The sequence below is a fragment of the Chitinophaga alhagiae genome, from assembly GCF_003568665.1.
Classification (GTDB): Bacteria; Bacteroidota; Bacteroidia; order Chitinophagales; family Chitinophagaceae; genus Chitinophaga; species Chitinophaga alhagiae.
On record NZ_QXMH01000001.1, the window covers coordinates 21,495 to 44,405 of the forward strand.

Annotated in this window: 15 protein-coding genes; 8 read left to right on the forward strand and 7 right to left on the reverse strand. The window is 51.7% G+C overall.

The window, feature by feature from the left end:
* Window positions 1–15 precede the first annotated feature (15 nt).
* The 3 genes from D3A97_RS00060 (at window position 16) to D3A97_RS00070 (ending at window position 6,474) form a co-directional block, all read left to right on the forward strand.
* Window positions 16–1,317, forward strand: a complete 1,302-nt coding sequence (locus tag D3A97_RS00060; protein WP_119075344.1) for a DEAD/DEAH box helicase — start codon at window positions 16–18, stop codon at window positions 1,315–1,317.
* A gap of 22 nt (window positions 1,318–1,339) precedes the next feature.
* The gene (locus D3A97_RS00065; protein ID WP_119075347.1) at window positions 1,340–1,990 is read left to right on the forward strand and encodes a DUF1345 domain-containing protein; all 651 of its coding nucleotides are present in this window, start codon (window positions 1,340–1,342) and stop codon (window positions 1,988–1,990) included.
* 749 nt (window positions 1,991–2,739) lie between these two features.
* The gene (locus D3A97_RS00070) at window positions 2,740–6,474 is read left to right on the forward strand and encodes a restriction endonuclease subunit S (protein ID WP_119075350.1); all 3,735 of its coding nucleotides are present in this window, start codon (window positions 2,740–2,742) and stop codon (window positions 6,472–6,474) included.
* Between the two features lie 158 nt (window positions 6,475–6,632).
* Here D3A97_RS00070 and D3A97_RS00075 read toward each other — a convergent pair whose 3' ends face one another.
* A complete protein-coding gene (locus D3A97_RS00075; protein WP_119075352.1) occupies window positions 6,633–8,714 on the reverse strand; it encodes a M3 family metallopeptidase in 2,082 nt (693 codons plus the stop codon).
* A 257-nt stretch (window positions 8,715–8,971) separates the two neighbouring features.
* Here D3A97_RS00075 and D3A97_RS00080 point away from each other — a divergent pair, with 257 nt between their 5' ends.
* Window positions 8,972–10,099 (forward strand): ATP-binding protein, encoded by a 1,128-nt coding sequence (locus D3A97_RS00080; protein ID WP_119075355.1) that lies wholly within the window; start codon window positions 8,972–8,974, stop codon window positions 10,097–10,099.
* Window positions 10,100–10,102: 3 nt separating this feature from the next.
* Here D3A97_RS00080 and D3A97_RS00085 read toward each other — a convergent pair whose 3' ends face one another.
* Window positions 10,103–12,103, reverse strand: coding sequence for a TonB-dependent receptor family protein (locus D3A97_RS00085; protein ID WP_119075357.1), 2,001 nt, complete (start codon window positions 12,101–12,103; stop codon window positions 10,103–10,105).
* Window positions 12,104–12,257: 154 nt separating this feature from the next.
* On the opposite strand from D3A97_RS00085, the gene D3A97_RS00090 reads away from it, so the two are divergent.
* A complete protein-coding gene (locus tag D3A97_RS00090) occupies window positions 12,258–14,447 on the forward strand; it encodes a B12-binding domain-containing radical SAM protein (RefSeq protein WP_119075361.1) in 2,190 nt (729 codons plus the stop codon).
* 79 nt (window positions 14,448–14,526) lie between these two features.
* Here the strand turns inward: D3A97_RS00090 and D3A97_RS00095 are convergent, their stop codons facing one another.
* The 3 genes from D3A97_RS00095 to D3A97_RS00110 all read right to left on the reverse strand — a co-directional run bounded on the left by D3A97_RS00095 (window position 14,527) and on the right by D3A97_RS00110 (window position 17,115).
* Window positions 14,527–15,876, reverse strand: coding sequence for a DEAD/DEAH box helicase (locus tag D3A97_RS00095; RefSeq protein ID WP_232825800.1), 1,350 nt, complete (start codon window positions 15,874–15,876; stop codon window positions 14,527–14,529).
* 86 nt (window positions 15,877–15,962) lie between these two features.
* The gene (locus tag D3A97_RS00100; RefSeq protein WP_119075365.1) at window positions 15,963–16,175 is read right to left on the reverse strand and encodes a dodecin family protein; all 213 of its coding nucleotides are present in this window, start codon (window positions 16,173–16,175) and stop codon (window positions 15,963–15,965) included.
* A gap of 298 nt (window positions 16,176–16,473) precedes the next feature.
* Complete coding sequence (locus D3A97_RS00110) at window positions 16,474–17,115, reverse strand: YceI family protein (RefSeq protein WP_119075370.1); 642 nt, start codon at window positions 17,113–17,115, stop codon at window positions 16,474–16,476.
* 205 nt (window positions 17,116–17,320) lie between these two features.
* Between D3A97_RS00110 and D3A97_RS00115 the strand changes: the two genes are divergently transcribed.
* On the forward strand, window positions 17,321–18,745 hold the full coding sequence (locus D3A97_RS00115; RefSeq protein ID WP_119075372.1) for a S41 family peptidase: 1,425 nt from the start codon (window positions 17,321–17,323) through the stop codon (window positions 18,743–18,745).
* Between the two features lie 108 nt (window positions 18,746–18,853).
* Here D3A97_RS00115 and D3A97_RS00120 read toward each other — a convergent pair whose 3' ends face one another.
* A complete protein-coding gene (locus D3A97_RS00120; protein WP_157986277.1) occupies window positions 18,854–19,705 on the reverse strand; it encodes a hypothetical protein in 852 nt (283 codons plus the stop codon).
* Between the two features lie 48 nt (window positions 19,706–19,753).
* Window positions 19,754–20,731: an acyl-CoA synthetase family protein gene (locus tag D3A97_RS00125; protein ID WP_119075376.1), complete on the reverse strand. Its 978-nt coding sequence runs from the start codon at window positions 20,729–20,731 to the stop codon at window positions 19,754–19,756.
* A 100-nt stretch (window positions 20,732–20,831) separates the two neighbouring features.
* On the opposite strand from D3A97_RS00125, the gene D3A97_RS00130 reads away from it, so the two are divergent.
* Together D3A97_RS00130 and D3A97_RS00135 are read left to right on the forward strand one after the other, a co-directional pair.
* Entirely contained in the window at window positions 20,832–21,293 is a 462-nt protein-coding gene (locus D3A97_RS00130; protein ID WP_119075378.1) for a hypothetical protein, read from the forward strand.
* A gap of 58 nt (window positions 21,294–21,351) precedes the next feature.
* Window positions 21,352–22,890, forward strand: a complete 1,539-nt coding sequence (locus D3A97_RS00135; protein ID WP_119075380.1) for an acyl-CoA carboxylase subunit beta — start codon at window positions 21,352–21,354, stop codon at window positions 22,888–22,890.
* Window positions 22,891–22,911 lie beyond the last annotated feature (21 nt).

Here is a 22,911-nt window from a genome sequence, read left to right on the forward strand (position 1 = left end):
CGCTACCTTTGCCGCATGCAGCAGATCTTAGCTTCGCTTGGCATTCAAACGCTCAATGACATGCAAAAGGCGGCCATTGCCGCCGGCAAAACCGCACAGGACGTAATTCTTTTATCAGACACCGGCTCCGGCAAAACGCTGGCCTTCCTGCTGCCCGTGCTGGAGCGCCTGCAACCCGGTGTTGCCGCCACGCAGGCCCTGGTGATCACCCCCACGCGCGAGCTGGCGCAGCAGATAGAAAAAGTGTTCCGCGCCATGAGAACAGGTTTTAAAGTGACCAGCTGTTATGGCGGCCACCTGCGGGAAACGGAAGAGAACGCCCTGAAAGAAGCCCCTGCCCTCATCATTGGCACGCCCGGCCGTTTGGGAGACCACATCCGCCGGGGCAGCATCAACACCGCGGGCATTCATACGCTGGTGATGGATGAATTTGATAAATCTTTCGAGCTGGGCTTCCGCGAAGAAATTGCCTTTGTGGTGGAGTCCCTGCCCGCCGTCAGCAAAAGAATGCTTACCTCCGCCACGGAAGCGGCCGAAATACCCGACTTCATCCGGCTGCAACAGCCGGTTACCCTCAACTTCCTTTCCGGCGAAGCGCCGCCCGCCCTCAGCATCAAAACGCTGCAAAGCCCGGAAAAAGACAAGGCAGACACGCTCTTCCGCCTGATCTGCATGCTGGGCAACCGCTCCACCATAGTGTTCTGCAACCACCGGGACGCCGTAGAGCGTACCGCCGGCCTGCTGCAAGACAAAGGCATCACCAGCGTGTTCTACCACGGCGCCATGGAGCAGGCGGACCGGGACGTGGCCCTCTGCAAGTTCAGGAACGGCACCGCCAACCTGCTGGTCACCACGGACCTGGCCTCCCGCGGGCTGGACATTCCGAACATCCGCTACATCATCCACTACCACCTGCCGCAAAACGAAGAGACCTTCATTCACCGCAACGGCCGCACCGCCCGTATGGACGCCAGCGGCACCGCCATTATCATCACCGGCCCGGAAGAGGCCCTTCCGCCCTATATACCGGACAACGCGGAAACCATTACCCTGCCGGAAACAGCCACCCTGCCGGATAAACCGCAGTGGAGCACCCTCTATATTTCCGCCGGTAAAAAAGACAAGGTGAACAAGGTGGATATAGTAGGCTTCTTCTCCAACAAGGGTAAACTGAAAAAGGAAGACCTGGGGCTGGTGGAAGTGAAGGACTACATTGCGTTTGCGGCCGTGCGGAAAACCAAGGTGAGCCAGGTGCTGCAACTGATCAAAAACGAAAAGGTAAAGAATAAAAAGGTGCGGATAGAAGTGGTGAAATAAGAAACCTCCTATCTTTATCAATATGAAGAACATGCACCCCCTGCAGCGTGTGCTGATCAGCCTGGCGCTGGCGGCCATCACCTTTTTCACCATCTTCCGCTCGCCGCTGAACCCCTGGGTGAAATACATGCTGGTGTGGAACACCTTTGCTTTTTCGTATATCGCCACCAGCTGGATCATTTTCCTGAAACGCACCACCGATGAGATCCGCCGGTATGCGCGGGTAGACGACGGCAGCCGTGCCTTTGTTACGCTGCTGGTGCTCATTACGTCTTTTTCCAGCATGTTTGCCGTGTTGCTGGTGATGCTCACCAAAAGTGACGCAGACAAAGCGCTCTACCTCCCCGTGGCCATTACCGGCATGATGGCTTCCTGGGGCATGGTACACACCATCTACACCGCGCACTACGCCCACCTGTTTTACGACGATGCGGAAAACGACACTACCCGCCACGCCGGCGGCCTGGAGTTTCCGGGAGAAAAGAAGCCCGATTACATTGACTTTGCCTACTTCGCGTTCGTGATCGGCATGACCTTCCAGGTATCTGACGTGAATATCTCTTCCCATCAAATACGCCGCGTGGCATTGCTGCATGGCATCCTCTCTTTTTTGCTCAACACTTTTGTAGTGGCCCTCACCATTAACCTGGTGAGCGGGCTGCTCAATGACTGACGCCGCGCCCTGCACAATGCGCGCCCGCGTATGCACAACTATATGATTTTAATACCGCTTGCCTGTTTTCCATACGGCTCCTCCACCCGGGCTGCACATACCCGCCAAACGCATTTTCAGCCCCATCCGGGCAATTTTATTACAAAAGCGAAGTGGCGCCTGCAAACAGGGCGCCGCCGTCAAAAAGGCGCAAAACAACCAAAAAGGGCCATCCTACTGACATCCTGCTGCCATCCTTCGGTGATCCTTCGGTGTTGTTCGGTGGCAGTACGGGTTTGAGGGTGTTTAACCGAAGGTTGACCGAAGGATTACCGAACGGTTGCCGAAGGAGGAGCGTATTGACAAACCGTTACATTCCTGTACCGGGGACTATTAAAAATAGGTGACTATATACTACTAGTTAAACCCAAATGGGGCTTATAGCGATTCCAGAAATACCCTTAATTCTCTTCAAAAAAACTAAAATGATAATAAAATATTTGGAAAACGCCTCATTGTAATAGATGTATAACATCTTCGTATTTTTGTTGCAACAATTAACGGAAAAGTCAAAAAACTAATTAATTTAGCAAACTAAATACAACATTCTAATTTTAGGCAATGAAAAAACGATAAGTTTCGGCATGGTCATTAAAAAGCGGAGTTGGTACGCCCCGATTTTGAAACACCTTATTTTCATCTTGTAGCGTTTATCCGTAAAGGGATACAGTTATTTTTATCCGATTTTTGTCGAACGGTAATGATAAATAATGAAAGAAAGAAAATTTATAGAAGCGTTAGGATTTCAACCTAAGGAAAATGTTCAGGACATTTTTCATAAAAAGTATGCCGTTTCAGGTAATTATTCCATTGAAGTAAACTTTGACAAGAAACTAATTAACTACGGCAAAAAAATTAAGTGGGATGTAAAAACTACCCAGAACTTTTCACAGGCAGAAAATTGGGTAATACTGGAATGTGTAAACAGGTTATTGGAGAAAGGATATAAGCCTGAAAATATTTTCTTAGAGAAAGTTTGGCGCACAGGCCATGGCACAAGCGGCAGATTGGATATTTTGGTTACCCGTGATGATGGAACTGCTTATTTGATGATTGAATGCAAAAATCACGGTGCTGATTTCATAAAGGAATTTAAAAACATAGAAAAGAACGGTGGGCAACTGTTTACTTATTTTCAGCAAGAACGCAGTGCTGAAATTTTAATGCTTTATGCATCTCACTTGGATAACAAAAACCAAATCCAATATCGCAACGAGATAGTCAAGATTGAAGACGACTATCGCCAGACTAATAATGTAAAAGACTTTTATGACCGTTGGAATAAAATACCTAAGAGCAACGGCGTGTTTGAAGATTGGGTAAACTCATACCATTTTGAGAGCAAAGCCCTCACCCCAAAATCATTAAAAGAAATAAAGCAGGAAGATAGCAGCTTTATATTTAATCGATTTCTGGAGATATTAAGGCACAACGTAGTTTCCGATAAACCAAATGCCTTCAACAAAATATTTACCCTGTTTCTTTGTAAAGTTTATGACGAAAAAACCACCAAACTGAATGAGGAATTAAAATTTCAGTGGTTGGAGGGCAAGGATGACGAAGTGAGTTTTCAGATACGCCTTGCTGATTTGTACAAAAACGGTATGCTGGAGTTTCTGGAAAAAGAAGTATCCGACTTTTCAGAAAGTGAGTTTGACCAACGTTTCGCCTCTCTTTTTGCAGGTAATGAAAGCCTGAAGCAAGAATTGAAATATGAAATCATAAAGCTGCGGTTAGAAAAGAATAACGAATTTGCTATCAAAGAGGTTTTTGACCGCCAATCATTTGTAGAAAATTCTAAAATAGTTAAAGAGGTCGTAGAACTGCTACAGGGTTATCGCATTCGCTACAACAAAAGGCAGCAATACCTTTCGGATTTTTTTGAGTTATTGCTTACAACAGGTTTGAAACAAGAGAGCGGACAGTTTTTTACGCCGGTTCCCATTGCTCAATTCATCATAAAAAGTTTGCCGCTGGATGATATGGTAAACCAAAAGTTAAGCAAAGGCGTAAAGAATGATTTGTTGCCGTATATAATTGACTATGCAGCGGGCAGCGGGCATTTTCTTACGGAAAGCATGCACGAGATCCAAAGGCTGCTCGATGCTCAAAAGCCTAAAGATTATATTGCAGATACCGCTAAGAAAATCACAAACTGGCAGGATGACCATTTTGATTGGGCTACACAATATGTGTATGGTATAGAAAAGGACTACCGGTTGGTGAAAGTGGGTAAAGTAGGTTGCTACTTGCATGGGGATGGTTTGGCAAATGTTATATTAAGCGATGGGCTGGCAAATTTTTCTACTACCAAAGAATACAAAGGCCTGCTTAAAAAGAGCGACCCTCAATTTCCTAAAGAAAATAAGCAGTTCGATGTGGTCATTTCAAACCCACCGTATTCAGTTTCTTCTTTCAAAAATTCGGCAAGGGAATATTATACAGAAAACGATTTTGAACTTTACGAAAAGCTTACTGACAATAGTTCTGAAATTGAATGCTTGTTCATAGAACGTACAAAGCAATTATTGAAAGACGGTGGCATTGTCGGTATCATTCTGCCAAGTTCCATATTGAACAATGCCGGTATCTATACTAAAGCAAGAGAGATTATTCTGCAATATTTTGAATTAATTGCTATTGCTGAATTAGGCAGCAATACTTTTATGGCAACAGGAACGAATACCGTTACCTTGTTTTTACGCCGCCGTAATAACTACGATAGCATTAACCTTAAAATAGCAATAAATAAGTTTTTTACTGACTTACAAGATGTAACACTTAATGGAGTTGAAAAGCCCGTTTCTAAATATGTAAAGCATGTTTGGGAAGGATGCAGCTTTGCCGACTACAAAACATTGCTAGGGAAGCAACCTAATGCAGTCATTAGTGCCAATGAAATTTATGTAGAGTACCGTAAGAAGATTAAAGCTAAAACTGAAACGGAATTTTGGAACGTTGTTGTAGAAAAAGAAAATGACAAATTACTACACTTCATATTGACTTATCCCCAGCAAACCTTATTGATAAAAAGTGGACAAAAAGATGAAGAAAAACGTTTCTTAGGTTACGAATTTTCCTTCCGCCGCGGAAGTGAAGGAATACATCCTGTACAAAGAAATAAAAGCATTGATGAATGCACAAAACTCTATGATGCTGATGTGTTCGATAATCCTGAAAAAGCAAGCACCTATATTTACAAAGCGTTCAAGGGTGAAAAATTAGCCATACATGCAAGCCTTCAAAAAAACATCAGCCGTCACAACTTAGTGGATATGCTCACCTTTGACGGGGTAGATTTTGAAAAGAATATTTCTACTTCGATTAAAAAAAAAGTAGAATTTGGCAAGCTTTGGAATACCGATAAAATAATCCCAATTATTGATGTAGCCGATATACAAAAAGGAAGTTCAATAACTAAAGAAAAGACTATTGCAGGTAATTATCCAGTAGTAGCAGGAGGTAAAGAGCCTGCTTATTATCATAATAAATACAATAGAAAGAATCCTGTTATAACAGTAAGTGCATCAGGTGCGTATGCAGGGTTTGTAAATTATTTTGACGAACCAATTTTTGCTTCGGACTGCAATACCATAAAATCAAAAGACGAGACTGTTGTCATTACAAAGTTGATTTACTATTTTCTGAAAACAATACAAAAGGAAATATTTGAACTACAGAAAGGACAGGCACAACCACACGTTTATGCGGGAGATTTATCCAAAATAAAGATACCCTTACTTCCTCTTGATGTTCAAAGAAGAATAATTTCCAAAATGGATATATTAGAAAAGGAACAGCAAAAAATACAAGGAAACATTGCCTCATTGCAAAATGAAATCGCAAGTTTTACAAGTAAGACTGTTGGAGAGGCAACTAAATTACAAGACATAACTTCCAAAATAGGTAGCGGGGCAACACCATTAGGAGGGGAAGGAGTATATAAAGCGGAGGGTATTACTTTTATCAGAAGTCAGAATGTTTATGATGGTTTCTTTACTGATGAAGGATTGGCATATATTGATGATGAGCAGGCTGAGAAATTGGATAATGTTTCTGTTGAAGAAAATGATTTGCTTTTCAATATAACCGGAGCGTCTATTGCAAGGTGTTGCATTGTCGAGAATAAATATTTACCAGCAAGAGTAAACCAACACGTAGCCATTATAAGAGCAAATGAAAAAGTGTTGCCCAAATACCTGCAAGTTATTTTATGCAGCATTGAGTATAAGAACAGACTGTTAGATATTGGCGAAGGGGCAACATCAAGACAAGCCATTACAAAAGCGCAATTGGAGAATTTCAAAATTCCATTGCCATCAATTACAGAGCAAAAAAAGATTGTTGCTGCAGTCGAAAAAATTGAGGCGAAAATAGCAGTATTAGAAAAGCAGCAGATTGACATTGATAAGCAAAAGGAAATGGCGTTGAATAAGTATTTGTAGCTACCTAAAAATATTATACAAAAGGAGCCGATCAAAAAGTAACATGAAGAGTTTGAGAATGGCTTAACGGATGACAGGTTTCTGTCAGATACCGGAATAAATTAGGGCTGACCATTACTTTTGGCCAGCCCTTTATAATATGCAACAAAGATGATGGATCAGTTCGAATCCAGCCCCCTGTTCTTGAGTAAAAATTTCACCTCCGGCGCGCGTGTGCGGAAGGCTTTGTAGAGGTCCATCGGTTCGGCGGTGCCGCCTTTTTCCAGTACGTTCTTGCGGAAAGACCGGGCCGTGGCCGGGTCAAAAATATCGCCGGTTTCCTTGAATGCGGCAAACGCGTCGCTGTCCAGCACTTCAGACCAGATGTAGCTGTAGTACCCCGCGGAGTAGCCGCCGGAGAAAATATGCTGGAAGTAAGTGCTGCGGTAGCGCGGCGCTATCTGGCTGATGAGGCCCAACTGGTCCATTTGCTGCTTTTCAAACACCAGCGGGTCTATTGGCTGACCGGCTTTGATGGTATGATAGTGCATGTCCAGCAGCGAAGCGGCCAGGTACTCTACGGTAGCAAAACCCTGGTTGAATTTGGATGCGGCCTTCATTTTCTCCACCATTTCAGCGGGTATCAGCGCTCCTGTTCGGTAGTGTTTGGCATACAGCTGCAACACCTGCGGCTCAAAGGCCCAGTGCTCCATGATCTGCGAAGGCAGCTCCACAAAATCACGCGGAACGGAGGTGCCGCTCAGGGTCTCGTATTTCACGTTGCTGAGCAGGCCGTGCAGCGCGTGGCCAAACTCGTGGAAAAAGGTTTCCACTTCATCAGGCGTCAGCAGCGCGGGTCCCGTAGCCGTGGGTTTGGTGAAGTTGCATACAATGGATACCACCGGGGCAATGCGGCCGCTCTTGTCTGTGGCCTGTTTGCGGTAGGATGTCATCCATGCCCCGCCGCGCTTGGAGCTGCGGGGGAAAAAGTCCATGTAAATAATACCGATGTGCTGCCCGTTGGCTTCCTTCACTTCGTAGGCCATCACATCCTGCTGGTACACCGGTATGTCTTTGAGCGGGGAGAAGGTAATGCCGTATAATTTCCCGGCTACGGCAAAAATGCCTTCCTGCACGTTTTCCAGCTGGAAATAAGGGCGCAGGGCTTCCGCATCGTAATTATATTTTTCTTTCCGCACTTTGTCCGCGTAATAGAACCAGTCCCAGGCCTCCAGTTGTTCGTGCTTCCCTTCCCTGTCCATCACCTGCTGCATTTCAGCGGCTTCCTGTTGGGCTACCGGCAGCGCGGCGTTCCAGAGCCTGTTCAGCAGCTCGTTGGCCTGCGCGGGCGTTTTGGCCATGTTCTCTTCCAGCACAAAATCCGCATGGGAGGCATAGCCCAGCAGGGCGGCCCTGTCTGCGCGAAGGGTGGCCAGGCGGGCCACTATTTCTTTATTGTCCCGCTCATCCCCGTTGTTGCAGCGGTTGGTGTACGCCTTGTACATTTTTTCCCGCAGGGCGCGTTGCTGTGAGTATTGGAGGAAAGGCATTACGCTGGCATTGTGGAGCGTGAAGCGCCATTTGCCTTCCATGCCGGCTTCTTTGGCGGAAGCGGCCGCGGCGGTTACCAGTGAAGGCGGCAGGCCGGCCAGGTCTTCCTGCTTGTCAATGATGAGCTCATAACTATTGGTTTCCGCCAGCAGGTTTTGCCCGAAACGCACGGTGAGCAGAGACAGTTCCTTGTTGATCTCCCGCATGTTGTTTTGTTTGGCGGCATCCAGGTTGGCGCCGCTTCTTACAAAAGCCTTGTACGTTTTTTCCAGCAGGCGTTTTTGCTCGGCGGTGAGGCGCTGCTGCGCCTGCCGGTCATACACCTGCTTCACCCTGGCAAAAAGGCCGGCGTTCAGGTAAATATCATCGCTGTGCTGCGCCATGCGGGGCGCCATTTGCCGGGAAATGGCCTCCAGCTCGGGGCTGGTATGAGCAGAGGTAAGGTTGAAAAATACGGTGCTCACGTTGCGCAACGGCGCCCCGCTGCTTTCCAGCGCCGCAATGGTATTCTGGAAAGTGGGTACAGAGCGCTGGTTCACGATGGCCGCAATGCGCTGCTGCTGGGCTTTCATGCCTTCTTCAAAGGCGGGCATAAAATGCTCCGGCAAAATGGATGCAAAAGGCGGTACTTTAAAAGCGGTCTGGTATTGCTGCAGGAGCGGGTTCTTCTCCGCAGGCGCCTGCTGCGCCATGGTGGTGGTTCCTGTCATACTCAATGCTACTATCAAATTCCGGGAAATACGTTTCAGATGCATGATGTTTTTTAAAAGTTGGCCGGGGCAAAAATACGGTTTTTGGGATGCGTCATAACGAAACACGCATTAATTTTCAATGCATGTGGTATTTGCCCAAAACCACGCTAACATTATAAAGCATAATAATTTTGGATTACGATCCTGTAATATCATAATAATTTTGGATTATAATCCTAGAATATTATGTAATTTCGTATTACAACATCACATATATGATACAGCGGAATCTGCAGACCATTATACAAGATCGTCTTTTTAAAGGTAAAGCCATCTTGTTATTTGGCCCTCGCCAGGTAGGAAAATCAACATTGATACACGCTATCCTGGAGAATCAAAATAAAGGATTTACGTATATGAATGGGGACGATGCGGATGCACGGGAAATATTAACAAATACAACAGCTGCAAAATTGAAATCCGTCATAGGCAACACAGAAATTGTCTTTGTTGATGAAGCGCAACGCATTCCCAATATCGGGTTGACTTTGAAGTTGTTCACTGACCAGTTAAAAAACGTGCAGGTAATCGCAACCGGATCTTCCGCGTTCGAACTATCCAGTCATGTTAATGAGCCCTTAACCGGACGCAAATACGAATTTATGCTGTACCCGTTAAGTTTCTCCGAAATGGTGCAGCATCATGGCCTGCTGGAAGAAAAGCGCCTCATTGAGCACCGTATGGTTTACGGGTATTACCCGGAGATTGTGTCAAAACCAGGTGAGGAGCGTGAATTGTTGAAACTGCTTGCCGGCAGCTATCTATATAAGGATTTATTGATGCTGGATCAGATAAAAAAACCGCTTCTGCTTGAAAAATTGCTGAAGGCCCTTGCCTTACAGGTAGGAAGCGAGATTAGTTACCAGGAGATTTCCCAGACTATAGGCAGTGATTATAAAACAGTGGATAAATATATAGACCTGTTGGAAAAGGCCTTTGTTGTATTCCGTTTACCGGCTTTCAGCCGTAATGTTCGCAACGAGATCAAAAAAGGCAAGAAAGTATATTTTTATGACTGTGGCATTCGTAATGCCATCATTAACAATTTCAAACCTGTCAATGTGCGCATAGATACCGGGGCATTATGGGAAAACTTTCTTATTGCCGAACGGATGAAATACCTCCACTACCGGAACATTGACACCACCTTTTACTTTTGGCGAACTACACAACAGCAGGAAATCGATCTGATTGAAGAAGAAACAGACCGTCTGCGTGCTTATGAGTTTAAATGGAGTAAAACAGAAAAAGTACGGTTCCCGCAAACGTTTACTGACCACTATCCGCAGGCCACAACACAAGTTATTTCTCCCAAAAACGTGGAAGAGTTCATTGCGCTATAACATTTACTCCTTCCCCCTGAACGCTCCCCTTACCGTTACGCCCGCGTACCAGCTGCGGCCCGCGGCCACATTGAAATACCGCCGCGCCGCTGCGTTGATGTCATTGCCCAGGCTGTATTGCACGTTGAGCAGGTTATCTCCCCCGGCATGGAACATGAGGGCTGTTTTGCCGAAAGTATGGGTGTAGGACACCTTGCAGCCCAGCAGGTGAAAGCCCGCCGCCTTGTCTGTGTTGGCATCGTTGAGGAACAGGTCGTCGTTATAAGTATAGGTGGCGTAGAGGTACAGCCGCCGCGCCAGCTCCACGTCCACACCGGCGGCCAGGGCGTGTTTGGGCGTACCGGGCAGGGTGTTGCCGTCATAGTTCTTGTCTACCTGCACAAAGTCTTTGTACCGGAAATGATTGTAGGTGTAGGCCACGCGGAGCTTCAGGCGGCGGAGGCGGTAGGAAACGAAGGTTTCCACGCCCTGCTGCACCGTAGCGCCCGCGTTCTCGAAATAGTCCGCTCCGCTGGCATCGCGCCGCTGCACAATGGCATCTTTCAGCCCAAAGTAAAACAGGCTCACGTCATACCAGAAAGGCCCTGCCCCGCCGCGGGCGCCCAGCTCGTAGTTCCAGCCCTTTTCCGCCTGCAGCGTGGTGTTGATCACACTGGTGGAGGGCAGCACCTCCGCTACCGTGGGCGGGGAAAAACCCTTGGACACCACGGCGTACACATTGGCCGCGGGGTGGAATTGCTTCATCACGGCCAGGCGCGGCGCCCATTCGTTCCGGAAGCGGCTGGTGAAATGGAACACGGGGTTGTCTGACTGCCGGGCAAAATGCATGGCGGTGTTGTTGAGGCTGATGCCGGCGGTAATGGTCCAGCCGCCCTGCAGCACCACTTCCGGCTGCAGGAACAGGGAAATATTGCGGTTGTTGATATCGTCGTCTGTTTGCAGCGTGTCCTGCTGGCCGCCCTTGTTGCCGTATACGGACGTATTGAAGTACCCCTGCTGCAGCTCGCCGCCGGCCAGCACTTTCAACCATTGCCGCTGGTACGTGAACACCGTTCTGCCGCCAAAATGCGGCTCGGTGCGCCGTTCGTAATTGCGGATGGAGGGATTTTTTACCTGGCTGTAAGCGCCGTATACGGCCGTGGCGTTTTTCCATTGTTCGTTCCAGGTGTGCTGGTACTGCAGGCCGCCCCAGATGGTTTGCTGGTAAATGGCCGCGCGGCTTTCTGCCGCGGAAGGGAAAGCCCCCGCCGCCGGCCGCGCCTGGCGGGCGTCTGTTGCATATTGTTCCGGCGTAAGGCCGCCGGGCGTTTGGTACCGCAGGTTGCCGTAGAGCAGGTGGGCCTCCAGTACGCCTTTGGAAGAAGGCTGCCAGTGGCCGCTCCAGCCTGCCACGGTGCGCTGCATGTAGGTATGCTGCCGGTAGCCGTTGGCTTCCTGCCAGGAGTAATAGATACGCTGCCCCGCGGCTTCCACGGAGGCCTGCGCCAGGTGGCTGCCAAAGCTGCCGCCGGTGTAGCCTGCTGAAAAACCGTTGTTGCCCGGCCTGCCGGAGCCGGCCAGCAGCACCCCGCCGGTGCCCGCGCCATACAGGCTGCTGCCGGGGCCTTTCAGGATCTCCAGGCTGCTGAAGCTGCCCGCCCCGAACTGGTTCAGGTAAGTATTGCCGCCGGGGTCGGTAAAAGGAATGCCGTTGTAATACATCTTCACGTTCCGCACCCCGAAAGGCGAGCGCAGCGAACTGCCGCGCACGTTCAGCCGGTAGCTGCCGGGCGAGCGCTCTTCCATTCTCACCCCCGGCATGCTGTTGACCGCGGGCAGCACAGACGTGGGCGCAAAACGCAGCAGGTCTCGCTGGCCCACGTAATTGACCGCGGCCGGCACTTCCGTTAACAGGCGCTGCTGGCCGTAGCCCTGTACCGTTACTTCATTCAGGCGGGTGGTGTCTTCCTGCGCGTGGGCCGCGGCGGCGGCCAGGGTGCATATCAGAAATAAGCTGGTCCTCATCGGTTCGTCTTGAATACAAAATTACAGGCCATGCGGCGGCAGCCATGGCAGCCTTGCAAAAGGCGTTTGCTTTCCGCCCTTAAAGATTCAAAATATTTGCCACTCCTGCCATTTAATTATTTAATGATAATTTTGCCTTTTAAACATTCCGGATTTGAGCGCTGCCGTTTTTCTGATCACTCCGCCTTTTACCCAGCTAAATACGCCGTACCCGGCCACTGCTTACCTGAAAGGTTTCCTGAACACCAGGAACATCTCCGCTTTCCAGTCAGACCTGGGCATTGAGGTGACCCTGGCCCTCTTCTGCAAGGAAGGGCTGCAGGCGCTTTTCAGCCGCATCAGCGGGCCGGTGTCTGATAATGCGGCCAGGATCATTGCGCTGAAAGACGATTACATCCATACCATTGACGATGTGGTGCATTTCCTGCAAGGCCACAACCCCACCCTGGCGCACCGCATCTGCAAGCGTGACTTCCTGCCGGAAGCCGCCCGTTTTGCGCAGCTGGAAGACCTGGGCTGGGCCTTCGGCTCCATGGGCGTGCAAGACAAGGCCAAACACCTGGCCACCATGTACCTGGAAGACCTCTCCGACCTGGTGCAGGAATGTGTGGACGAGCACTTCGGTTTCAGCCGCTACGCGGAAAAACTGGCCCGCTCCGCCAACAGCTTTGATGAGCTGTACACCGCCCTGCAGCAGGAGTATACGTTTGTAGACGAGCTGATGGTACGCCTGCTCAAGGCCCGCATGGCCGAAGTGCAGCCAAAGCTGGTGGCCATTTCCGTACCCTTCCCCGGCAACCTCTACGCCTCCCTGCGCTGCGGGCAATGGATCAAACAACACTATCCCCAGGTGAAAGTGGCCATGGGCGGCGGGTTTGCCAATACGGAATTGCGCTCCCTCGCGGATGCGCGGGTATTCGAGTTCTATGATTTCATAACGCTGGACGACGGGGAAGCGCCCATAGAAAGCCTTGTTGAGCATATAGAAGGCCGCAAAACAACAGCAGAGCTGAAACGCACCTTCACGCTGGTGAACAACGAGGTGACCTATATCAACAACAAGGCCTGCACGGATTATAAACAGGGCGAAGTGGGCACCCCTGACTACAGTGACTTTCTGCTGGACCGCTATATTTCCGCCATTGAAGTGGTGAACCCCATGCACCGCATGTGGAGCGACGGCCGCTGGAACAAGCTCACCATGGCCCATGGCTGTTACTGGGGCAAGTGTACCTTCTGCGATATATCGCTTGACTATATCCGGCTGTATGAACCGGTGGCCGCGCAGCTGCTGTGCGACCGTATGGAAACGCTGATGGCGCAAACCGGGCAAACCGGCTTCCACTTTGTAGACGAGGCCGCGCCGCCCGCGCTCATGCGCGCGCTGGCCCTGGAGATCATCCGCCGCAAGCTGACCGTAAGCTGGTGGACGAACATCCGCTTTGAAAAGAGCTTCACCCGAGACCTCTGCCTGCTGCTCCGGGCCTCCGGCTGCATTGCCGTGTCCGGCGGGCTGGAAGTAGCATCTGACCGGCTGCTGGAACTGATACAGAAAGGCATCACCGTAGCGCAGGTAGCACAGGTGAACCGCCACTTCACAGACGCGGGAATTATGGTACACGCTTACCTGATGTACGGCTTCCCCACGCAAACCGCGCAGGAAACCATAGACTCGCTGGAAATGGTGCGGCAGCTATTCAAGGCGGGCATTCTCCAGTCTGCCTTCTGGCACCTTTTCACCATGACGGCCCACAGCCCGGTAGGCCTCCACCCCGCCCGGTTCCTGGTGAAAAAAGAAACAGAACTGGTAGGCGCCTTCGCCAACAACGATCTGGTGCATATTGACGAAACCGGCGCAGACCATGAAGCCTTCAGCTTCGGACTGAAAAAATCGCTGTTCAATTACATGCACGGCATTTGCCTGGATGACCCGCTGCAGAAATGGTTCGAGTTCAAAGTGCCTAAGACCAGGATACCGACAGACTATATCGTGCAAGCCCTCACGGAAGACCAGCTCGCCGCCGCCAAACCCACCGCAAAAGTGGTATGGCTGGGCAAAACGCCGCAGGTAGACATCCTCACCAAAACAAAAAAAGGCAGCAGCTGGGAAATAGCCTCCCTCACTTTTCAGAACAGGCGGGAAAAATTCAGTATCAGCACCACCCCGGAGCAGGGCCAATGGCTGGCCGGCATGCTGGAAAAACTGTCTGTACACCAGGCAAAGACCTGTACGCTGCAGGAAGTGAAAGCAGACTATGCGGCGGCGGGACTGGAAGATTTTGAATTGTTCTGGGATAACAAACCGGTGAGCACGTTGTATAAAGCGGGGTTGCTGATGCTGTAGCCCTGACGCTACCTGTACGGCCCGCAATAACCTTGCCAACGGCATGTCACGGCGCGGGCGCTGCCCGCCTTACAGCCGTCTACCGCTTCTTTCCCCGTGATTTGGGCTTGCCGTACTTCTGCATCATCTTCTCCTTGTGGCTCACCCGCACGTTCACTTTTTTATTCTTCTCCTTCTTCTCATGAAAGGCCGCGCCGGATTCACGTTTGGGCTGCTTCAGCACAATATTCGGCACCACGGTTTCAGGCATTTCGGCTTTGGTGAGCACGGCAGATATGGCAAGGTTTTCCGGCAGCGGGGTCACCGGTACGGTATACTGCATGAGCTGCTGTATACTTGCCAGCTGCGCGGTTTCCGCGGGCGTTACAAAGCTGATGGCGTTGCCCTTTTTGTCCAGCCGGCCCGTTCTGCCAATGCGGTGAATGTAACTTTCCGGTTGCTCCGGCATATCGAAGTTAAGCACGTGCGTTACTTCCGCAACGTCCAGCCCGCGGGCTATGATGTCTGTAGCTATCAGCAGGCGGAAGGTACCGTTCTGGAAATTGCGCACGCTGTTGAAACGGTAATTCTGCTCCTTGTTGGAATGTATCAGCCCCACTTTGCCCGGCATGTCCGCTTCCAGCCTTTCATACAGCTCATCCGCCAGTTGTTTGGTGGAAACAAATACCAGCACCCTGCTCATGTCTGCCTGCTCGCGGAACAGCAGCTCCAGCAGGTTTACTTTGGTATTGAAGTTGGGCACGTGGTAGAGAGACTGGCTGATGTTGGCCACCGGCGTGCCAACGGGGGCGGCCTCTATTACCGCCGGGCTGTTGAAGAACTCGTCTGCCAGCGCCTGCACTTCCGGCGTAATGGTGGCGGAAAACAGCAGGTTCTGCCGTTTGGGCGGCAGCAGGTCAAGGATGTTTTTCAGCTGCGCCCTGAAGCCCAGGTTCAGCATTTCGTCCACTTCATCTATCACCAGCTTTTTGATGTTCTTCAGCTTCAGCGCACCGCTCAGCACAATGTCTACCAAACGGCCGGGCGTGGCCACCACCATGTCCAGCTTGCCGGCAGCCACTTCCATCTGCGGGTTCATATTGGTGCCGCCGTAAAAGCCCGCTACCGCAAAGCTCATATAGGCCGTGAGCTTTTGCACGGCTTCCACCACCTGCACCACCAGCTCCCGGGTAGGTACCATCACGAGTATCTGCGGGAACCTGTCTTTCGAGAACGCCCACTGCCGCAGGCAGGGCAACAGGTACGCAACCGTTTTACCGGTGCCCGTTTGCGCAATGGCGCACACGTCCCGGCCAGACATTACTACGGAAAATGCTTTCTGCTGAATGGTGGTAGGCGTGGTGAACTGCAGGTCATGCAGTGCGTTCAGTAAAGGTTTGTTCAGGTTCAGATCGTCAAAGGTCATATACTGGCGAAAAATGAGCCACAAACATACGGCTATTCTTGCAAACAGCACATAAAACCCCGTCCCGGGAGGGTTTCCCGGGAAACGGCATGGGGGGCGGCGGACGATGGTTATTTGTTGCTGGGGTCTACCCTGAAGGCTACCTTGCAGATAGCGCCGTAGGTAGAGATCTTGCCGTCCTTCACATGCACCTTGAAGTCTTTCACGTACACGGAATCAATGTTGTGAACAGTTTGAGACACTTCCGCCACCGCATTGCGCACGGCATCTTCAAAACCTTTGTCTGAAGAGGCGATCACCTCTATTACTTTTACAATTGCCATAACCGGTAGTTTTTCTAGTTACAACAACCCCCGCCCCGTTTTGTTATGGCTGCGGCAAAAAAAGAGGCCGGTACTGTCATTGCAGGATGGCGGTAAAAAAAGAGGCCGGTACTGTTACTGTAGGATGGCGGCAAAAAAAGAGGCCGGTACTGTCATTGCAGGACGGCGGTAAAAAAAAGGCCGGTCCTGCTACTGCAGGATGGCGGCAAAAAAAGAGGCCGGGCCTGTCACTGCGGGATGCCCTAAAAAAAGATGCACCGGCGGGCCGGTGCATCTGTACAGGTGGCAAACGCCAAAATTATTTGGCATTGGCCACCAGTACCACGTCTATGGTAAAGTCGTCATATATCGCTTTGTCTCCCAGGTTCTCAAAAAAGTTGGAAGAGCGGTACTTGATATCGAATTTGGTGCGGTCTACCTTGATAGAGGCTTTGGCCGTGGCCTTGCCGCCGGCTACCGTTACCTCGGCGGGGAAGCTGATGCTGTTGGTGATGCCTTTGATGGTGAGCTTGCCGGTAACGTCATAATTGGCGCCGCCTTTGCCGGCTGCGCTGGTGATCACGAACTGGGCGGTGGGGTGTTTTTCCACGGAAAAGAAATCATCGCTTTTCAGGTGGCCGGTAAGGCGGGCGTTAGACGCTTCGTTGGTAATGTCCGTTACCGTGAGGGACCGGGTGTCTATGGTGAAAGAACCGCCCTTCAGCACGTTATTGTCCAGCTCCAGCTGGCCAGCGGAAATGCCGATGTGCCCGTTGTGGGAGCCCGTTACTTTTTTGGCCAGCCAGCTCAGCTTGCTCTGCTGGCTGTCTACCTGGTATATCACGGCGGCGCGGGCAGTGGCATGCGTGGTGGCCTTCACCGGTTTTTCGGTGGCGGGAACGGTAAAAGACAGCAATACCGTGGCGCCGCCCATAAAAAATAAGGTTGCTAATCGTTGCATGTTGACTGGTTTAAATTTAATTGTATGATCTGTTAGTTGGAAAGGCATTGAATGGCTTATACGTAATGATAAGATTTTCCGGCAATTTAAGCAATCCCCTTTCCCCTGTACAGACAAAACGGGAAAATAATTTTCACATTTGCTTCACAAACATTTCACATATGTTTTGCACTTCGACGTATAGTTTTAGCCTCAAATTATACCCATGCTTAGATCCGCCATTCTATTACCTGCCTTGTGCGCCACCACCCTGCATGCAGCGGCCCAGCAGCTGCCCGCGGACACGGTGAAGGGCCTCATCCGCGACCTTTCGCGGGAGCTGGCCCTGAAGCACCCGGGCTTTTACCGGTACCACACGCCGGCCTATTTTGCCCGCTACACAGACTCCCTGACCGCCACGGTTACGGGCCCGCTCTCGGAACTGGAAACCTTCCGCAAGCTGAAGCCCTTCATTGCGCAGATCGGCTGCCTGCATACGGAGCTGCAGCTGTCTGACGCCACGCGGGCGGCCATGGCCCAACGGCCCGTGCTCTTTCCCATGCAGCTTTATTTCAAGGGGCGGAAGGCCTACGTGCTCCGCAACCTGTCCGGCAACAAAGCCATTGTACCGGGCAGCGAGGTGCTCAGCATCAACGGGCGCAGCATTCCGCAAATACTGGACGTGCTGCTGCCCTCCATTGCGGCAGACGGGTTCAACCAGACCCTCAAGTACCGCTCGCTGTTCTACTTCTTCCCCCTGCAATATTGCCGCATGGTGGAGGTAACGGAACAGTATACGGTTCAAATATCGCACCAGGGAAAGGCCAGCACGCACAAAATTAAAGGCGCGCTCACCAAAGACATTGCCACACCGGGTTTTATGATGCCCCCTGATTTCAGTAAACCCCTGGAACTATCCATCCATCAAGCCACAGCCGTCCTTTCTATCCATACGTTTGCAGACTCCGACCTCAAAGAATACGACCAGGATTTCAAGCTATTCATGGTGAGCGCATTTGCGGACCTCAAAGACAAAGGGGTGCAGCACCTCATCATTGACCTCCGCAACAACACCGGCGGGTCTGATGGCAATGCCGTTTTCCTGGCCGGTTACTTTTTTGACAAACCTTACCGTTACTGGAACAGGATAGAAGTAACGGAAACCATTGCCCGCCAGATCACCGGCGAGGCGGAGCAGTACTACAACAAACCCGTGCAGGAAGGCAACCGCTGGTTATGGCAAAAGGCCAAAGTGGTGAACGATTTTGATTATTACGAAGAGCAGCAGCCCGCCCTCTCTCCCTTCAGGGGAAAAGTGTATGTGCTGACCAACGGTTTCACCATGTCTTCTTCCGCAGACCTGGCCGCTGTGCTGAAATACAATAAAAAAGCCGTGTTCATAGGCGAAGAGACCGGCGGCGGCTTCCAGGGCAATAACAGCGGCATGATGCCGGAAAGTGAAATGAGGCCTTCGGGGCTGGTGGTCACCATCCCCCTGCAAAAATATTATACCGCGGTAGACAGTACGCTGTATGCGGGCAAAGGCACCGTCCCTGATTACCCTGTTACTTACTCGCCGCAAGAGCTGATCAACGGCAAAGACAAAGAGATGGCCGTTGCGGAAAACCTTATCCGGAAACCATCGAAGTAGCTTATGCCGTGGCGGCCGGGGGCAAGACCGGCCGCCTTTTTTTTGTGCTCCCTGCTATTAACGTGCAACAGCGCAATACGTGCCCCTGAAAACGGTGAATATGTGTACCTACCGGTTGATGTCCGCCAGCATCACCTTTCTCCGTTCATGGATGATGATGTGGGTGGTGTGCGTAAACACCTTGTCCCCGTTGCCGTATTCCAGGAACATTTCCAGCGGCATCACCACCGGCGGGTAAGACCCGGCAATGCGCATCTTTTCTATCTGGTCCTTGAAATGTTCCGGCATCAGGCTGTAGCCGGGAAATACGGCGTGCGGGTCCATCGGTATCCATACAAAGGCCGTTACTTTGGCGTGGTTGGTATTGACCACCCGGGGATCGTGCCGCAGGTTGTGCGCCACATATTCCTCGCAAGCCACGCCGGCAATCACTTTTTTGGAACCCGTTCTGGTGAGCTGGCTGAGGTACCCTATTTCTCCGGGGTATACCGGCTCCATGCCCTTCAGTTCCAGCGTTGCCTTTTCCCCGCTGGAAATGCCGGCCACGCCAGACAGCATGAGCTGCGATTCTTTCCCGAAGTCCCCGTAAAAATGATACCGCGCCGCCGTGCTCCGGCTGGTGAGCTGAATACAAAAGGCGGCGGCGGTGCTGCTGTAGTAGATCACAATATCTTCCCCGCCGTCTATCACCCGCTGGCTGCCCTGGAAGGCCTCGCTTTCCTGGTATACGGCCACGTCATATTCGTAAGAGGAATCTATCTGTACTTTTTCATCGCCGCCAATGAGCAGGGTGGCGTCTGGCTGCGGCGCCCTGGGGCGTAACTGGGGAAAGGCGTCTTCTACGGTCTCTTCCGTGTCTGCCGGCGGTTTTTGTTTACCTGTCAGTTTCTTCAGCAACTGGGCCTGCAATGCAGGGATGCAAAGGCATAACAACCCTGCCAGGAGAATGGTTTTTTTCATAGGATCAGGCAATTCTGCGGGAAAGGTAAACATATTAAAGAAAATTACCTAACTCACCATCAGGCTGCAGCCCCGCAGCGCGGAATTATCCAGCCGCCCCAGCACTTCAAAGCTGCCGTCTTCCTGCAGGCGGCCAATATCTTCCGTGGCAATGAACGCGCAGGAGTGTATGTTGGCCAGGTCTATCACGTTGATGACCCCGGCGGCATTGGCGGCAGACAATTGGAAGGGGTCGTTCTCGTCCCGCACCAGCACCTGCATCCAGGGCGGGCAGCGGAACAGGCCTTTACCGGTGGAATAGGCCTGGGAAAGCAGCTCCGTCATCCCGTATTCCGCATGAACGGCGGGCACGCCCAGGCGCTGCCGCAGCCAGGCATGCAGCGCTTCCCGCGTCCACTCTTCCCGGCGGCCCTTCATGCCCCCCGTTTCCATCACAATGGTGTGCTGCAACCGCATGGGGTACTGCTCCGCAAAATCCAGCAGGGCAAAGGTAACGCCAATGAGCAGCACCGGCTGGCGGCGGGCCTCCAGGGCCTCCAGGGTTTGGGCCAGCTTGCCGTGCTCGTAGAGGTAAAAACCGCTTTCCGGGCGGCCGCTGCGTTTGATCATTTCCTGCACCATGTACACCAGCGAAGAATGCCGCCTTTCCAGGTAGGAAGGCAGCAGGCCCAGCACCACATAGTTTTCTACCGGCCCGTAAAAAAGCCGGAAGGCCTCCATGAAACTTCGTGTATAGATGTCCGTGTCTTTCACCAGGTGCTGGCTGTTGACCGCACCGGTGGTGCCGCTGCTTTCAAATACCGCGGCCGGCTCAAAGCTGCCGGTGGTAACCCGGTGCGTTTTGAAAAACTGGATGGGCAGAAAAGGCACCTGCAAAACAGACCGTACCTGCGCCGGCTGTACGCCCAGCGCGTTCACATAGGCCCGGTACAGCTCGTTGCCCGCGTACTGGGCATGAAAAAGCTCCAGCGCCAGGGCCTCCGGGCGCCGGACGGTAAAGATCCGGTCTGCAGACAATTGGTTCATCGGGTGCAAATTTACGACCTTGCATGTAACAAACCGGGGAGGGGCGGCGTTAATAATACAGTTACTTTGCCTTTTGCTTAAATTAATGTACGTTTGTTATATGAAGAAAATATTTGTTTTATCCACTATATTGATCACCTTCCTGGGTTGCAAGAAAGATCCGGCGCTTGAGGGGAACAAACCCAAGCTCACCTTCAAGTCCGTTTCTACAGAAGACGTGCCGGCAGACTTGAAGATGCTCACCTTCACCTTTCAGCTGCAGGACGCGGACGGGGATACCGAAAGCGCCATGTTCGTGAACGATATCAGGTTTGAGGATGAAACAAAATTTGACGAAGTATTCATGCCCGCGCTGGAAAGCCACAAGGGCACCAAAATAGACGCAGAGGTGGTGTTGTACGTAAGCGACCTGGGAGACGATGTGCGCATGCGCCTGAGAGACGGCCGCGACCCTGACCTGGTACCCAACCCTGACACCCTGCAATACCGCGTGTTCATAGTAGACAACGCCGGCAACAGCAGCGATACGCTGACCCTTCCCAAAGTAGCCATACACCGCTAACAGCGCATTTCTTCATGTATTGCAACGGATTAGCCCCGCTTTCCGTATTTTTACACGTATGAGCAAGATACAGGAACTACATTCCAAAATAGCCGCGGCCAAACTGGGCGGCGGGCAGGCACGTATCGATTCCCAACACAAGAAAGGCAAGCTCACCGCCCGCGAGCGGCTGCAATTGCTGCTGGACGAAGGTTCTTTTGAAGAGATCGGCATGCTGGTACACAACCGCAACAAAGGGCTGACCACAGAGCAGGAACAGTTTCCGGGAGACGGGGTGGTAACCGGTTACGGTACAGTGAACGGCAGGCTGGTATATGTTTTCTCGCAGGACTTTACCGTTTACGGCGGCAGCCTCTCCGAGCCGCATGCCCGCAAGATCTGCCGCATCATGGACCTTGCCATGGAAAACGGCGCGCCCCTGATCGGCCTCAATGACAGCGGCGGCGCCCGCATACAGGAAGGCGTAGTGAGCCTGGCGGGATATGCCGATATTTTTTACCGCAATACCCGCGCCTCCGGCGTTATACCGCAAATATCCGCCATTATGGGCCCCTGCGCGGGCGGCGCCGTATACTCGCCCGCCATCACGGATTTTATACTCATGGTGGAGAACACTTCTTACATGTTCGTAACCGGCCCCAACGTGGTCAAAACAGTAACGCACGAAGAAGTGACCTCCGAAGCCCTGGGCGGCGCGCATACCCACGCCACCAAAAGCGGCGTTACCCATTTTGCCTGCAGCAACGAAGTGGAGTGCATCCAGCGCATCAGGGACCTGCTCAGCTATATGCCGCAGAACTGTGAAGACACAGCGCCCGTATACCCCTACGAAGGCGGCAGCGAAAGCCGCCCCGCGCTGAACGCCATGATCCCCGAAAACCCCAACCAGCCCTACGATATGAAGGAAGTAATTGCCGAGCTGACAGACGCCGGCAGCTTCCTGGAAGTACATAAGGACTTTGCGGACAACATCATTGTGGGTTTTGCCCGCATAGCCGGCAGAAGCATTGGCATTGTGGCCAACCAGCCCGCCGTGCTGGCCGGCGTGCTTGACATTCACGCCTCCGTGAAAGGCGCGCGTTTCACCCGCTTCTGCGATGCCTTCAATGTTCCCCTGCTGGTACTGGTAGACGTGCCCGGCTTTTTGCCCGGTACGGACCAGGAGTGGAACGGCATCATCACCAACGGCGCCAAGCTGCTGTTTGCCCTGAGCGAGGCCACCGTGCCCAAGATCACCGTTACCACCCGCAAGGCTTACGGCGGCGCCTATTGCGTGATGAACTCCAAACACATTGGCGCAGACCTCAACTTCGCCTTCCCCCAGGCGGAAATTGCCGTAATGGGGCCCAAAGGCGCGGTGGAGATCATCTATAAAAAGGAAATAGACGCCTCCCCCGAGCCGGAAACCCGCATGAACGAGCTGGTGGCGGACTATACGGAACGCTTTGCCAACCCGTACCTGGCCGCGGAAAAAGGATATATAGACGAAGTAGTGATGCCGGAAGAGACCCGGGAGAAACTGATCAAAGGCTATAAAATGCTGGAGAATAAAGTGGTGAACGTACCGCGGAAGAAACACGGGAACATTCCGTTGTAACCGGCCGCACGCCCGGGCCCG

What these genes read in the sequence shown, in the direction of transcription:
- D3A97_RS00060 (WP_119075344.1), top strand. Translation starts at nt 16, where the DNA reads ATGCAGCAGATCTTAGCTTCGCTTGGCATTCAAACGCTCAATGACATG.
- D3A97_RS00065 (WP_119075347.1), top strand. Translation starts at nt 1,340, where the DNA reads ATGAAGAACATGCACCCCCTGCAGCGTGTGCTGATCAGCCTGGCGCTG.
- D3A97_RS00070 (WP_119075350.1), top strand. Translation starts at nt 2,740, where the DNA reads ATGAAAGAAAGAAAATTTATAGAAGCGTTAGGATTTCAACCTAAGGAA.
- D3A97_RS00075 (WP_119075352.1), bottom strand. Translation starts at nt 8,714, where the DNA reads ATGACAGGAACCACCACCATGGCGCAGCAGGCGCCTGCGGAGAAGAAC.
- D3A97_RS00080 (WP_119075355.1), top strand. Translation starts at nt 8,972, where the DNA reads ATGATACAGCGGAATCTGCAGACCATTATACAAGATCGTCTTTTTAAA.
- D3A97_RS00085 (WP_119075357.1), bottom strand. Translation starts at nt 12,103, where the DNA reads ATGAGGACCAGCTTATTTCTGATATGCACCCTGGCCGCCGCCGCGGCC.
- D3A97_RS00100 (WP_119075365.1), bottom strand. Translation starts at nt 16,175, where the DNA reads ATGGCAATTGTAAAAGTAATAGAGGTGATCGCCTCTTCAGACAAAGGT.
- D3A97_RS00110 (WP_119075370.1), bottom strand. Translation starts at nt 17,115, where the DNA reads ATGCAACGATTAGCAACCTTATTTTTTATGGGCGGCGCCACGGTATTG.
- D3A97_RS00115 (WP_119075372.1), top strand. Translation starts at nt 17,321, where the DNA reads ATGCTTAGATCCGCCATTCTATTACCTGCCTTGTGCGCCACCACCCTG.
- D3A97_RS00120 (WP_157986277.1), bottom strand. Translation starts at nt 19,705, where the DNA reads ATGAAAAAAACCATTCTCCTGGCAGGGTTGTTATGCCTTTGCATCCCT.
- D3A97_RS00125 (WP_119075376.1), bottom strand. Translation starts at nt 20,731, where the DNA reads ATGAACCAATTGTCTGCAGACCGGATCTTTACCGTCCGGCGCCCGGAG.
- D3A97_RS00130 (WP_119075378.1), top strand. Translation starts at nt 20,832, where the DNA reads ATGAAGAAAATATTTGTTTTATCCACTATATTGATCACCTTCCTGGGT.
- D3A97_RS00135 (WP_119075380.1), top strand. Translation starts at nt 21,352, where the DNA reads ATGAGCAAGATACAGGAACTACATTCCAAAATAGCCGCGGCCAAACTG.